The organism is Streptomyces caeruleatus (genome assembly GCF_001514235.1).
In the GTDB taxonomy this organism is placed as follows: Bacteria; Actinomycetota; Actinomycetes; order Streptomycetales; family Streptomycetaceae; genus Streptomyces; species Streptomyces caeruleatus.
The window spans coordinates 598569-611895 of record NZ_KQ948928.1; the positions used below are offsets into that span (position 1 = coordinate 598569).

Annotated in this window: 11 protein-coding genes; 7 read left to right on the top strand and 4 right to left on the bottom strand. The window is 71.5% G+C overall.

Features of this window, described 5'->3' with window-relative positions; translation table 11 throughout:
- Positions 1–2: 2 nt before the first annotated feature.
- Entirely contained in the window at positions 3–1256 is a 1254-nt protein-coding gene (locus tag AQJ67_RS18090; RefSeq protein WP_062719929.1) for a D-arabinono-1,4-lactone oxidase, read from the bottom strand.
- A gap of 106 nt (positions 1257–1362) precedes the next feature.
- On the opposite strand from AQJ67_RS18090, the gene AQJ67_RS18095 reads away from it, so the two are divergent.
- The 3 genes from AQJ67_RS18095 to AQJ67_RS18105 all read left to right on the top strand — a co-directional run bounded on the left by AQJ67_RS18095 (position 1363) and on the right by AQJ67_RS18105 (position 5461).
- Positions 1363–2376, top strand: a complete 1014-nt coding sequence (locus AQJ67_RS18095; RefSeq protein ID WP_062720093.1) for a hydroxyacid dehydrogenase — start codon at positions 1363–1365, stop codon at positions 2374–2376.
- Positions 2377–2570: 194 nt separating this feature from the next.
- Complete coding sequence (gene tnpB / locus AQJ67_RS18100; protein WP_244190485.1) at positions 2571–4031, top strand: IS607 family element RNA-guided endonuclease TnpB; 1461 nt, start codon at positions 2571–2573, stop codon at positions 4029–4031.
- A gap of 128 nt (positions 4032–4159) precedes the next feature.
- Positions 4160–5461, top strand: coding sequence for a radical SAM protein (locus tag AQJ67_RS18105; RefSeq protein WP_062719933.1), 1302 nt, complete (start codon positions 4160–4162; stop codon positions 5459–5461).
- On the opposite strand, the gene AQJ67_RS18110 is transcribed toward AQJ67_RS18105, so the two are convergent.
- Positions 5439–7433 carry a zinc ribbon domain-containing protein gene (locus tag AQJ67_RS18110; protein WP_062719935.1) on the bottom strand — a complete coding sequence of 665 codons (1995 nt, stop codon included), beginning with the start codon at positions 7431–7433 and terminating at the stop codon, positions 5439–5441. The genes AQJ67_RS18105 and AQJ67_RS18110 overlap by 23 nt on opposite strands.
- Before the next feature lie 371 nt (positions 7434–7804).
- On the opposite strand from AQJ67_RS18110, the gene AQJ67_RS18115 reads away from it, so the two are divergent.
- From AQJ67_RS18115 to AQJ67_RS18130, 4 genes are all read left to right on the top strand, one after another.
- The gene (locus AQJ67_RS18115) at positions 7805–9292 is read left to right on the top strand and encodes a cellulose-binding domain-containing protein (protein WP_062719937.1); all 1488 of its coding nucleotides are present in this window, start codon (positions 7805–7807) and stop codon (positions 9290–9292) included.
- Positions 9293–9550: 258 nt separating this feature from the next.
- Positions 9551–10642 (top strand): ribosome small subunit-dependent GTPase A, encoded by a 1092-nt coding sequence (rsgA, locus tag AQJ67_RS18120; protein ID WP_062719939.1) that lies wholly within the window; start codon positions 9551–9553, stop codon positions 10640–10642.
- A 63-nt stretch (positions 10643–10705) separates the two neighbouring features.
- Positions 10706–12106 (top strand): bifunctional transcriptional activator/DNA repair enzyme AdaA, encoded by a 1401-nt coding sequence (locus AQJ67_RS18125; protein WP_062719942.1) that lies wholly within the window; start codon positions 10706–10708, stop codon positions 12104–12106.
- Positions 12107–12108: 2 nt separating this feature from the next.
- Entirely contained in the window at positions 12109–12621 is a 513-nt protein-coding gene (locus tag AQJ67_RS18130) for a methylated-DNA--[protein]-cysteine S-methyltransferase (RefSeq protein ID WP_062719944.1), read from the top strand.
- Here the strand turns inward: AQJ67_RS18130 and AQJ67_RS47685 are convergent.
- Together AQJ67_RS47685 and AQJ67_RS18135 are read right to left on the bottom strand one after the other, a co-directional pair.
- Positions 12618–12785, bottom strand: a complete 168-nt coding sequence (locus AQJ67_RS47685) for a hypothetical protein (RefSeq protein ID WP_159058782.1) — start codon at positions 12783–12785, stop codon at positions 12618–12620. The two genes, AQJ67_RS18130 and AQJ67_RS47685, sit on opposite strands and share 4 nt — an antisense overlap.
- Before the next feature lie 54 nt (positions 12786–12839).
- A complete protein-coding gene (locus tag AQJ67_RS18135) occupies positions 12840–13322 on the bottom strand; it encodes a DUF456 domain-containing protein (protein WP_062719946.1) in 483 nt (160 codons plus the stop codon).
- Positions 13323–13327 lie beyond the last annotated feature (5 nt).

Below are 13327 nucleotides of genomic sequence, written 5' to 3' on the forward strand. Positions count from 1 at the left end.
CTTCACTCTCCCAGTATGTCCTGCACGAACGCGTTGGCGAATTTCCGACCCGGGTCCAGCTCCCGCGCCAGCGCCCGGAAGTCGTCCAGCCGCGGATACCGCCCGCGCACCACCTCCGACGGCACCGTGAACACCTTCCCCCAGTGCGGCCGCGGCTCGAAGGCGTCCAGCGCCTCCTCCAGCCGTCGCACCACCGGCAGTACGGCAGCGGTGTCCTCGACCCAGGTGAAGTGCAGCGCCACCGTGTCCCGCCCGTAGGAGGGGCTCAGCCACTGGTCGTCGGACGCGACCGTCCGCACCTCGCAGGTCTGGAGCACGGGGGCCACGGTCTCCCGGATCCGGTCGATCGCACCCAGCGCGTCCACGGCGTGCCCGCGCGGCAGCAGATACTCCGACTGCAGCTCCGCCCCGCTGCTCGGCGTGAACTCCGCCCGGAAGTGCGGCAGCCGCTCGTGCCACGGCCCCGGTACACCGAACTGCTCCGTGCAGTTGACCGCGGGCATCCCCGGCACCGGGTGCAGCTTCTCGGTGGCGGGCGCGGCCCACGGGAAGCCGGGCAGCGGCTGGTCGGTGCGCCGCTTGAGCCACACCTGCCGAAAGCCCGGCGCCCGCCAGTCTGTGAACAGGCTCACGCTGTACGCCGACGCCATCACCGTCTCGAACGCGGCCGGGTCCAGCCCGTCCAACGGCAGTTCGGTGAAGACCTGCTGCTCGACGTCGAAGGACGGCTCCAGGTCCAGGGTGAGCGCCGTGACGACGCCGAGGGCCCCCAGCGAGGTGACGGCACCGCCGAACCGCTCGTCGTCCCGCCCGATGACCACCGGACTCCCGTCCCCCGTGACCAGCTCCACCTCCCGCACGGACGAGGCCAGCGCGCCGTTGCCGACCCCCGAGCCGTGCGTACCGGTGGCGACCGAGCCGGCCACCGAGATGTGCGGCAGGGACGCCATGTTGGGCAGCGCGAGCCCGTGCGCGTACACCGCGCGGGCGAGTTCGGCGTACCGTACGCCGCCGGAGACCCGGACCGTACGGGCCGCGCGGTCCACGTCGATCACCGGCGGCAGGCCGGCGATCGACAGCAGGAGACCCTCGGGGCCCGGCTCGGCGATGGGGTTGAACGAGTGCCCGCTGCCCAGCACCCGCACCTTCGCGCTCCCGGCCACCAGCGTGCCGATCGCGTCGAGCGAGTACGGGCGGTGCAGTTCCTTGGCGGTGTACGTGATGTTGCCCGCCCAGTTGGTGATCGTCTCCGTCATCCCTCGCCGTCCTCCAAGGTGAGTGCGTGTGCGTTGACCCTCTCATTCGCGGCTGTCTACGGTGGAGACCGTCGTAGAGAACGCTTTCTCACAGAAGGACACGTCCTTGACCCAGCGGCCGTACGCCATGTTCGCCATGTCCGCCGAGAACGTGCCGCAGGTCTTCCCGCCGGAGGTGCTTCAGCGGCTGCGGCAGTCGGTGGACATCGACCCGGCCCTGGTGGCCGACGACTTCACGGACCCGGAGCCGCGCCTGACGGACGCGCTCGCCCGCACCGAGATCCTCGTCACCGGCTGGGGCTGCCCCCGCCTCGACAAGGCCGTCCTCGACGCCGCGCCCAGGCTGCGGGCGGTGCTGCACTCGGCCGGCTCGGTCAAGGGCCTCGCCACGCCCGAGCTGTGGCGGCGGGGGATCGCGGTGAGCTCGGCCGCGGCGGCCAACGCCGTGCCGGTCGCCGAATACACCCTCGCGATGATCCTGCTCGCCGGGAAGGACCTCTTCGCCGCCCGCGACCGGCTGCGCGCCGAGCGCGCCTTCCCGGGCTGGGGGCTCGTCCCCGGCATCGGCAACTTCGGCCGCCGGGTCGGGGTGATCGGGGCCTCGCGCATCGGCCGCCGGGTGATCGAACTGCTGCGGCCGTTCGACCTCCGGGTGAGCCTTTTCGACCCGTACGTCGACGAGGCCGGGGCCGCCGAGCTGGGCGTCCCCCTGCTCGACCTCCCCGAGTTGCTGCGCACCTCGGACGTCGTGACCATCCACGCCCCCGAGACCCCGGAGACCCACCACCTCATCGGCCCGCGCGAGCTGTCCCTCATGCCCGACGGCGCCGTCCTGATCAACACCGCCCGCGGGGGCCTGCTGGACCACGACGCCCTGACCACCGAACTCCGCGTCGGCCGCCTCTCGGCGATCCTCGACGTCACCGACCCCGAGCCGCTGTCTTTCGACTCACCGCTGTACGACCTGCCGAACGCCTTCATCACCCCGCACCTGGCCGGCTCGCAGGGGAACGAGGTGGCCCGCCTGGGTCTCGCGGTCGCGGAGGAGGCGGAACGGCTGGTGACAGGCGGGGAGTTGGTGTACTCGGTGGACCCGGCGGTGCTGGGGCGGGAGGCGTAGGGGCGCGTGGCTGCCCTCGAAGCGTGGCACGTCGCCGCGCGGGCGGGTGACCGCCGCTTAGACCGTCTCTCGCGCCCACAGTGGCAGCCTACGACTCCTGGACAGGAACGAATAGTCGCAGATCGAATGCGTGACCTCTGCGTGCGGTGCTCGTTGAGTGCGATAAGGAGATGTTCGAACGAGGGGAGGGACAAGTGGGCAGGAAGTACCGGCCGCAGTCCGGTCGCGTGGTGCAGGCCTACAAGTTCGCCCTCGACCCGAACAACAGCCAGGAGCAGGCGCTGCGCTCGCATTGCGGCGCCGCCCGTGCTGCCTACAACTGGGCCGTGTCCTGGGTGACCGCCTCTTGGTGGCAGCGCAAGGCCGAAGCCTCCTACGGCATCGGCGACGACGAGCTGACGCCGTGGCGGCGGTGGTCGCTGCCCGCGCTGCGTAAGGAGTTCAATCGGATCAAGGCCGCCGACCCCAGGTTCGCCGACTGGTGGCAGGAGAACTCCAAGGAGGCCTACAACACCGGACTGGCCAACGCGGCCACCGCATTCGACAACTACTCCAGGTCCAAGCAGGGCAAGTGCAAGGGCCCGAGGGTGGGCATCCCGCGCCGCAAGGCCAAGCGCAAGGCTCGTCTAACCTGCCGATTCACTATTGGCATCATCCGCATCGAGTCGGACGGCCGACATGTCACCTTGCCCCGGCTGGGCACGGTCCGCACCCACGAACCCACGTTCAAGCTCTTGGCCCGCATCCAGGCTGGGACCGCGCGCGTCCTGTCCGCGACCGTCCGGCACGAACGCGGACGCTGGTTCGTCTCCTTCCAGGTGGAGACCGCCCGCGAGATCACCCGAGTCTTGCGGCCCGATGTGGCAGTTGGCGTCGATCTCGGTATCAAGCACCTGGCGGTCCTGGCCGACAGCACCGGTGAGATCCGCTACGAGCCCAATCCTAAGCACCTGGACGGCGCCCTCAAACTGCTTCGATTCCAATCCCGTCGCGTCTCCCGGCGGCAGGGCCCGGACCGCAGGGTCGGCCGGAAGCCGTCCGAGCGGTGGGAGAAGGCCAACCGCGAGCGCAACAAACTCCACTACCGGGTAGCGAACCTGCGCACCGATGCTGTGCACAAGCTCACGACCCGCGTGCGCGTCGAATACGGCACCGTCGTGGTCGAAGACCTCAACGTCGCCGGAATGCTCCGCAACGAACGGCTCGCCCGCCGGGTCGCCGATGCCGGGTTCGGGGAGATCCGGCGCCAGCTCACCTATAAGGGCCAACGGAACGCCTGCCGCACCGTGGTGGCGGACCGCTGGTACCCCTCCTCCAAGACCTGCTCGGGGTGCGGCGCGGTGAAAGCCAAGCTGCCGTTGCGCGTCCGAGTCTTCACCTGCGACGTATGCGGCCTGGTCATGGACCGGGACGAAAACGCGGCCCGCAACCTCGCCGCTCTCGCGGCAACCTGCACGACTGGTACCGGAGCGGCCGGAGACCAGGACATGCCCGGCGTGTCGAAGCCTCGTGGAGCCGACCATAAGACCCGTCACCAACGCCCTGGCCGGAATACCGGCCGGGACGGGCGGGCAGGTGGCGCAACCCTGCCGGGCCAACGGCAGGAAGAAGCGAGAGATCGTCGTCAGGACACCGAAGTCTTTACCCTTTGGTGATACCGGCACGAACCTTTTCGGCAGAAATGCCGGAAATGCTGAGTCCCTCAGCAACGGCTACCTGATCTACCTGACCGGCACCGGCATATCGTGAGGAGTCGTACGTCCGAGTCAGGAGGAGACACGGAATGGATTGCCGTACCGCACTGGTCGAGGATCTGATGGAGCGATTCCCGCACGTACCGCGGGAAGCCGTCTTCAAGGAGGACCTGCTCCGGGGCGGGGTGGCCTTCGACCCATCCGCCCTCAGTGACAACGAGGGGGGCGAGGTCAAGCCGAAGTCGTACTTCATCTTTTCCTTCGACCACGGCACCCTGCCTGAGCTCGGCGAGGCGGCGCTGCGCCGCCCGCCGGAGGAGATCATCCTCACCGGCGGTCCGTACAACCTGCGTCGGACCGTGGTGTCCGTGCGTGTGAACCCGTCCTCGCCGTACCGGGTCGCAGCGAACGAGGACGGCGTGCTCGGGCTGTACCTCGACGGAAAGCGGATCGCCGACGTCGGCGTACCGCCCATGCCTGAGTACTACAGGCACACGCTCGCCAACGGAAAGTCGGTGATGGAGGTGGCCCCGACGATCCAGTGGGGTTACTTGATTTACTTGACCGTCTTCCGGGTCTGCCAGTACTTCGGCGCCAAGGAGGAGTGCCAGTACTGCGACATCAACCACAACTGGCGCCAGCACAAGGCGGCGGGCCGGCCGTACACGGGCGTCAAGGACGTGGAGGAGGTCCTGGAGGCGCTCGAGATCATCGACCGGTACGACACCGCCAAGGCGTCCACCGCCTACACCCTCACCGGCGGCGCGATCACCAAGACCGTCTCCGGCCGGGACGAGGCCGACTTCTACGGCCACTACGCCAAGGCCATCGAGGAGCGCTTCCCGGGCCGCTGGATCGGCAAGGTCGTCGCCCAGGCGCTGCCCCGTGACGACGTGCAGCGGTTCAAGGACTACGGCGTGCAGATCTACCACCCGAACTACGAGGTGTGGGACGAGTACCTCTTCAAGATGTACTGCCCGGGCAAGGAGCGGTACGTCGGCCGGGACGTGTGGCACAAGCGCATCCTGGACTCGGCGGAGATCTTCGGCGCGCGCAACGTCATCCCCAACTTCGTGGCCGGTGTCGAGATGGCCGAGCCCTTCGGGTTCAAGACGGTCGACGAGGCCATCGCGTCCACCACCGAGGGCCTGCGCTTCTTCATGTCGCAGGGCATCACGCCCCGGTTCACCACCTGGTGCCCCGAGCCCACGACCCCGCTCGGCAAGGCCAACCCCCAGGGCGCGCCGCTGGAGTACCACATCCGCCTGCTGGAGGCCTACCGCGCCACCATGGACGACTTCGGCCTGTCCTCGCCCCCGGGCTACGGCCCGCCCGGCCCCGGCCGCGCGGTGTTCTCGGTTAGCTCCTTCATGGACAGCGTCTCTGATTAGCTAAGTGCTCCCATGAAGACGTGTCGTCCGGCATGGGATGTGCCCACCAGGGTGGGGTGGCGTGAGCGTGCAGGTGGAATCCTGCGCCCAGTGCTGCCCCTCTTGGCCGGTGTCGGCCGGTGGTGGGTGTGCTGATCGTCGTCACGCCCTGGTGCCGGTGAGCTGCGCGGGGCAGGCGTCTCCGGCCCGGTGGTGCGTGTCCCTCCGGACGCTTGCCCGCGGGACCCGAGGGTCCGGTGGGGGAGGGTGCCCTGCGTCGCCTGGGCGCGGGGCGTGTGGTTCTGCGCCGGGTGGGTCCGGTCTTGGATCGGTCCCGGCGAGTGGGTGTGGTGGCCGGTTCGACCACGGCTCGGGCTTCGAGCTTGTCGACCACGCTGCGGATGACCATGGCGCCGCTGGCGCGGTCTACCACGGTCTTGGTCTGGTGGGCGAGGCCGCGGGCGGCGATGCGCTGCCACGCCCCGGTGTCGCGGTCGCCCTGCCAGCCGCACTCGGGGTTCGGGCACAGCGCCCATTTCCAGCCGGGTGTGGTGGGCCGGTCGGGGGCCTTGCGGTGGCGCAGCGGGACGAGACAGCAGGGACAGTGCCGGGAGGTGCCCCGGGCTGGGATCGTCACGACGGCGATGCCCGCCTCGGCGGCCAGGTGCCGCATCCGCTCCACGATCTGTCCGCGCACCTGCTGGGACAGGCGGGTGTTCAGGGTGCGGCCCATGCCCCGGGCCTCCATGGAGCGGAGGTCCTCGACGTAGATCACGCTCGCACCGGCGGCGATGGCCTGGTCGACCGTCCACCGTGCGGCGGACCAGGCCAGGGCGTCGTTGAGGTTCGAGCGCCGGTCCGACACGTGCCGGATCTCCTCGGCCAGGACGGCGCGCTTGCCGGTCAGGCAATGACTGTCGGTGTCGCCGATGAGCCGCTGGTAGTGGTCGGTCTTGGCGTGCAGAAATTCGTCTACGCGGCGCAGTCGGTGCTGCTTGGCCAGCACCCCGGCGGCCCGGAACTGGGCACCGCAGCCGAGCGCGGTAATCGTCCCGGTGTCGTGGAGCCGGATGGCGCCCGCGCTGAGCAGGGTGTTCAGTCCCCAGTCAACGCCCAGCGCCACGGTGTGCCCGGTGCGCCGGGCCGCGGGCACGGCATGGGTGTAGGCGACGTCGGCGTGTACCCGGCCGCGGTGGAAGCGCAGGGTGGGCAGGTGCAGCACCGCGCCGGGTGGGACGGTCGGCGGCAGCGTGATCGGGCAGGCCACCCAAGTCCAGTCCCGGTAGGAGCGTGGGTCGGGGCGGGTGGGCAGTTGCAGCCGCAGCAGTGCCCGGCGCGGATCGTCGGCGCGGGCGAGGGTGGCCTGCTGCCCGTCACAGGCCGACAGTGGCAGCATCCGCGCTGTGTGGGGTGCGGCTTCCAGTTCGAACACGTCGGCCGGTAACCGGCCGTGACCGCGTTGGAAGGCGGCGATCTGCCGGGTTCGGGCCCTGATCACACCGGACGGCAGATGTCGGCCGCCGGGGGTGGCCTCGCGGACGGCATCCCATTCGCCAGGGGTTCGCTTCGTGGGTTCGGCCGGCCAGGTCTCGACGACTCCCGTGGTCAGGTCTGCCCGCCACTTCGCCGACCGCAGCAGGCGCCCGGCCTGTTCCTGGGCCATGCGCACGATCCGGTCATTGACCCGCACTCCCTCGGGCGGGGTGACGGTCCATCCCAGGCGCCGCAGCGCCATCCACGCGTTCGACGGCAACGCCCTGCCCTCAGCATCCACGCCCGAGGCCAGTGCATCAACATCGGCGGCACTCCAGTGCGCGGCAAGCAGCCCGACGGCGATGCCGGACACCAGGTCCGCCGCCCAGCCCATGCGCTCTGCCAGAGCGGTGGCCGACAGCACTTCGCCCGTCTCCTCCACCACACCCGTCCGCAGCAGACCACGGGCACATGCGGTGCGGGCCGTCTCTCCCTCGCCGAGCGGCAGCCTCCGGCTCACGGGCACCCCTCCTCTCACCCGTGGTGCTGTCATTCCGATCAACGACACGGCTGCGGAAAGGTCACGCATTCGATCCCCGAACCCATATGCGACTCCGGCAGGCGACCCATCACTACAGATCCCCAAGGAAAGGCGTGGGCCTTCCGGCGGAGGAGTCTGCGACGGTATAGGTGACGGTGTAGGTGAGACAGACGGGGCCCGCGTCCGTACAAGTAACTGGAGTTGTGAGGGCGCGGGGTCCGTCATGACATCTGAACACGGCGCTTGTCAGTTGTGTCGGAAGCGTGAAAGGCTCGTGTCCTGCCGCGAGGTTCCCCCCAACTCCACTGCCAATATGGCGAGTTGACCTCGCATGTGGATGCAGGAGACTCATGCCCGACCTGCCGACCCCCCAGGACGCCACCGAGGCAGCGCTGTTCTCCGAGTGCTGGGACGCCGTGCTGTCGTACTCCGACCTGTGCACGGCCGGCTCCGCCGCGGCCAACCAGCTGGCCACGGAGGCGTTTTCGACCGGCATACGCGAGGCCCGCGACTCCGACGCCGGAACCATACGCGGCGTCGGCCGCCGGCCGCCCCGTCTGCCCCGCATCCCCCTGCTGCTGACCGCCGTACGCACCACGGCGGCCGCCTGGGAGGAGAGCGGACAGGGCCACAAGCTCGACCCCGACCTTCGCCTGTGGCTCAACTCCGAGAAGGCCGCCCGCTACACCGGCCCCCCGCTCCAGCGCCCGCTCGCGCTGCGCGGACTGCGCGACATGCAGGAACCCGACGCCGCCCTGCTGTGGCTGGCCGAAGTGGAGGCGCTGCCGCCGCACGGCGTGGCCCGCCGGCTCGGCCTCGACCCGGCCACCGTGTCCGACGAACTCACCCAGGTCCGCGGCCTGTTCCGGGACCGCTGCCGGCGCAACCACCTCGACACACCGATGGACGCCCGCTGCCGCAGCTACGCCCGCCTCCTCGACGCCGTCACCCGCTCGACCGGCGCCGACGCCCCCGGTGACCTCTCCCGCCACCTCGCCACCTGCGTCCAGTGCGCCGAGGCCGCCGCCTGTCTGCGGCTGAACGGCTCCGGGCTGCCCGCGGCCCTCGCGGGCGGCGTGCTCGGCTGGGGCGGCCTCGCCTACCTGGAGCGCCGCCGCAGGGCCGCCGACGTGCGCCTCGGCGGCCGCCCCGACCCGGCCGACGCCGGCCCGCCGAACCCCGGCGCGCACAAGGCACGCGTCGTCCGCAACGGTCTCCTCGTCGCCGCCGTCCTCGTCTCCGTCCTCGCCCTCGCGGTGTCGGTCATGCCCGCCGGCTCCACCGGCGACGGCGGCACGGCAGCAGGCGACCCCTCCGGCCGCCAGCCCGTCGCCGACCCCGGCTTCACCCTGCCGGTCACCGCCGCCACCCGGCCCTCCGAGGACGCCCCGGGCCCGTCGGACAGCGCCACCGACGCCGAGGACTCGCCCGACCCGAAGAAGCCGGACCCCGGACCGCAGGGCACCACGTCGTCCACGTCCGCCACATCCGGTGCGGACGACGACCCGGACCCGTCCGCGAGCGAACCCGTGACGTGCAGCGTCGACTACGACCTGGTCAACGAATGGCCCGACGGCTTCCAGGCCACCATCACCGTCACCACCGAACGCGCCCTCGACGACTGGCGCGTCGCCTGGTCCTTCCGCGACGGCCAGCAGGTCGGCCAGATGTGGGACGCGAGCTTCGCCCAGAACGGCGACCGGGTCACCGCCACCGCGGCGGACTACAACAAGACGGTCACCGCCGGCGGCGAGCTCGCCTTCGGGTTCCTCGCCTCCCGGGAGGGCAAGAACTCCCCGGCGTACGACTTCACGCTGAACGGGCACGACTGCGCGTAAGGACACGAGCGCGCGTAAAACCGTTTGACGGGCCTTCCAGGGGCCGGGCTAGAGTGACGGAAGATCAGGGCGGTGGCCGGTGGCCGCCGCCGACGAGCGGACGTGAGTGAGGAGGTGTCGACCGATGGCTGTCTTTGCGACGAGCGCTGCCCGCATCCAGTTCATCAAGTCCACCTCCGTGGCCCTCGGCTGATCACACCTCATCCTCTCCGCGTCCTGTGCGCGGCTGCCGGGGCCACCCTTGTGAAGGGTCACCCGTTGACTTCCACCTCTGTTTTCTCCGCGTTGGCTCCCTACGGCTGGGACTCCGCCTGGGCCGACGCGTTCACCCCGTACGACGCCGAAGGGCTGCTGCCCGGGCGGGTCGTACGGGTCGACCGCGGGCAGTGCGACGTCGTCACCGCCGACGGGGTCGTACGGGCCGACACGGCGTTCGTCACGCCGCACGATCCGATGCGGGTCGTGTGCACGGGCGACTGGGTCGCCGTCGAACCGGCCGGGAACCCGCAGTACGTCCGCGTGTATCTGCCGCGCCGGACCGCCTTCGTACGCTCCACCTCCTCCAAGCGGTCCGAGGGGCAGATCCTCGCCGCCAACGTCGACCACGCCGTCGTCGCCGTGTCGCTGGCCGTCGAACTCGACCTCGGTCGTATCGAACGGTTCCTGGCCCTGGCCTGGGAGTCCGGCGCGCAGCCCGTCGTCGTGCTCACCAAGGCCGACCTCGTGCCGGACGCGGTGACCCTCTCGCACCTCGTGCAGGACGTGGAGACCACGGCGCCGGGTGTGCCGGTGCTGACCGTCAGCGCGCTGGACGGGGACGGACTCGACGTCCTCGTCGCGGTCGTCTCCGGCGGTACGTCCGTGCTCCTCGGGCAGTCCGGCGCGGGCAAGTCGACGCTGGCGAACGCGCTGCTCGGCGAGGACGTGATGGAGGTCCAGGCCGCACGCGACGTCGACGGCAAGGGCCGCCATACGACCACCACGCGCAATCTGCTCGCCCTGCCGGGCGGCGGCGTCCTGATCGACACCCCGGGGCTGCGCGGCGTCGGACTCTGGGACGCCGAGGTCGGCGTCGGCCAGGTGTTCTCGGAGATCGAGGCGCTGGCCGAGCGGTGCCGCTTCCACGACTGCGCCCACGACAGCGAGCCGGGATGCGCGGTGCGCTCCGCGATCGACTCGGGTGAACTGCCCGAACGGCGGATGGAGAGCTACCGCAAGCTGATGCGGGAGAACCAGCGGATCGTGGCCAAGACCGACGCCCGGCTGCGGGCCGAGATCAAGCGGGACTGGAAGCGCAAGGGCGCCGAGGGGAGGGCGGCGATGCAGGCGAAGCGCGGCCACTGGGAGTAGCCAAGCGCCGTGTCCGATTTCCGCCAGCCGAACCTGTCCAGGTGGCGGAGACTGGACACCGTGATGGACGAAGACACCAGGTACGAGGCCGTACGGAGCCGTGACGCCCGTTTCGACGGCGAGTTCTTCTTCGCCGTCGAGACGACCGGCATCTACTGCCGCCCCAGCTGCCCGGCGGTCACGCCGAAGCGGTCGAACGTGCGGTTCTTCGCCACGGCCGCCGCCGCGCAGGGCTCGGGTTTCCGGGCCTGCCGGCGGTGCCGGCCGGACGCCGTCCCCGGGTCCGCCGAGTGGAACGTACGGGCCGACGCGGTCGGGCGGGCCATGCGGCTGATCGGCGACGGCGTCGTCGACCGGGAAGGCGTCGCCGGGCTGGCCGGGCGGCTCGGGTACAGCCCCCGGCAGGTGCAGCGGCAGCTGACCGCCGAGCTCGGCGCCGGGCCGGTGGCCCTCGCCCGGGCCCAGCGGGCGCACACCGCGCGGGTGCTGCTCCAGACCACCGAGCTGCCGATCACGGAGATCGCGTTCGCGGCCGGATTCGCCTCCGTGCGGCAGTTCAACGACACGATCCGGGCCGTCTACGCCTCGACCCCGAGTGAACTGCGCGCCGCCGTCCCGAGCGCCGGCCGCCCCTCCCGGCGTACGGCCACCCCATCGGCCGGGATCCCCCTGCGCCTCGCCCACCGGGGCCCCTACCAGGCCGGCGCCGTCTTCGACCTGCTGGCCCGCGAGGCCGTCCCCGGCATCGAGGACGTCTGCGGCCCACCCGGCCGCCGCGTGCACCGCCGTACCCTCCGGCTGCCCCACGGCACCGCCGTCGTCGCGGTGCAGGAGCGGCCGGGCGGCGCCGGACGCCGGGCGCGCGCCGCTCACCCGGGCGGCTGGCTCGACGCCCGTCTGCATCTCACCGACCCCCGTGACCTGACCACCGCCGTCCACCGGCTGCGGCGGCTGTTCGACCTGGACGCCGACCCGTACGCCGTCGACGAGCGGCTCGGCGCCGACCCCCGGCTCGCCCCGCTGGTCGCCGCGCGGCCGGGGCTGCGGTCACCCGGGGCGGCCGACGCCGAGGAACTGGCCGTACGCACGTTCGTGGGACCCGAGCGGGCCGAGGAACTGGTCCGGCGGTACGGGAAGGCGCTCGACGCGCCCTGCGGCGGCCTCACCCATCTGTTCCCCGAGGCGGCCGTCCTCGCCGAGGCCGAGCCGCACGGCCCGCTGGGCGCGCTCACCGCCGCCCTCGCCGACGGCGCCGTACGGCTGGACCCCGGCGCCGACCGGGACGAGGCGGAGCGGGCACTGCTCGCGCTGCCCGGTCTGGACGCCCGTACCGTCGCCGTCATCCGGACCCGTGCCCTCGGCGACCCGGACGTCGCACCGCCCGGCGTCGACGCCCCCGACAGCTGGCGCCCCTGGCGCTCCTACGCATCGCAACACCTGCGCGCAGCAGGGGAGTTGGAGTAACCATGACTGTCCCGACCACGCACTGGACCGAGGTCGACAGCCCCGTCGGCCCGCTCCTGCTCACCGCCGACCCCGGCACCGGCGCCCTGACCTCCCTCTCCGTGCCGGGCCAGAAGGGCGGGCGAACCGTCCAGGAGGGCTGGCGGCACGACCCCGCGCTCTTCCGGGCCGCCGAGGAACAGCTCGCCGCCTACTTCGCCGGTGAACTCAAGGAGTTCCAGCTGGAGTTGAGCACCGGTGGCAGTGAGTTCCGGGAGCGGGTCTGGGCCGCCCTCGACACCGTTCCCTACGGGGCGACCACGACGTACGGCGAGATCGCCGCGCGGATCGGCGCCTCCCGTGCCGCCGTACGGGCCGTCGGCGGCGCGATCGGCGCCAACCCGCTGCTGATCGTCCGCCCCTGCCACCGTGTGATCGGCGCCGACGGCTCCATGACCGGGTACGCGGGCGGCCTCGAACGCAAGATGCGGCTGCTCACGCTGGAGGGCCGGCTCCCGGGGTCTTCCCTTTTCTAGCCCGCCACCTGGTCCGCCATCTGATCCGCCTCCCGGTCCGCCGGGAGGCCCCAGCGCGGAGCCTCCTCGTTCGGCCGGACCGGCGCGATCGTCAGGTCAGGGCGGTCGCCCCGGGCCGTGATCAGCGCCGAGTTGCCCCCGAGTGCTCGCCCGCGGCGCCGCATGCGCGGGCCGAACGCGGTGTCGCGCCGTCAATACGACGGGAGAGACCCGATGTATCAGCCCCAGATCACCGCGCCCACCCACGCCCCCGCGATCAGCTGGCAGGTGAACAGCTCCGCCAGCACGCTCGACCCGCCCGACCGCATCGCCGTCCGCAGCGCGGCCCTCGCCTCGCCGTGGCGGCCGAGCCGGAGCCGTTCCGCGAGATAGACGCCCCCCATGAAGCCGGGGATCGAGCCGAGCACGGGGATCAGGAAGAAGCCGAGGAAGGATCCCGTCGCGGCGTACACGACCACGCGCCGGCCCGCCCAGCTCGGGCGCAGCCGACGCGGCGGCAGCGCCCAGCGCACCACCTGGGAGAGGAACAGCGCGACGGTGGCCCCGACCAGCACCCACCAGGCGACCGGCTGGGGGTCCTGTACGGCCCACCACATGACCGCGGCCCACACCAGCCACGACCCCGGCACGCCGGGTACCAGCACTCCGCAGAGGCCGAGCAGGAGGACCAGGCCGACCAGCACGAGGTCCCACACTCCCATCCCAC

Coding starts and splice junctions, on each gene's coding strand:
- AQJ67_RS47685 (WP_159058782.1), bottom strand. CDS start 12,785: ATGCGGCGCCGCGGGCGAGCACTCGGGGGCAACTCGGCGCTGATCACG.
- AQJ67_RS18125 (WP_062719942.1), top strand. CDS start 10,706: ATGGACGAAGACACCAGGTACGAGGCCGTACGGAGCCGTGACGCCCGT.
- AQJ67_RS18135 (WP_062719946.1), bottom strand. CDS start 13,322: ATGGGAGTGTGGGACCTCGTGCTGGTCGGCCTGGTCCTCCTGCTCGGC.
- AQJ67_RS18105 (WP_062719933.1), top strand. CDS start 4,160: ATGGATTGCCGTACCGCACTGGTCGAGGATCTGATGGAGCGATTCCCG.
- AQJ67_RS18130 (WP_062719944.1), top strand. CDS start 12,109: ATGACTGTCCCGACCACGCACTGGACCGAGGTCGACAGCCCCGTCGGC.
- AQJ67_RS18115 (WP_062719937.1), top strand. CDS start 7,805: ATGCCCGACCTGCCGACCCCCCAGGACGCCACCGAGGCAGCGCTGTTC.
- AQJ67_RS18090 (WP_062719929.1), bottom strand. CDS start 1,256: ATGACGGAGACGATCACCAACTGGGCGGGCAACATCACGTACACCGCC.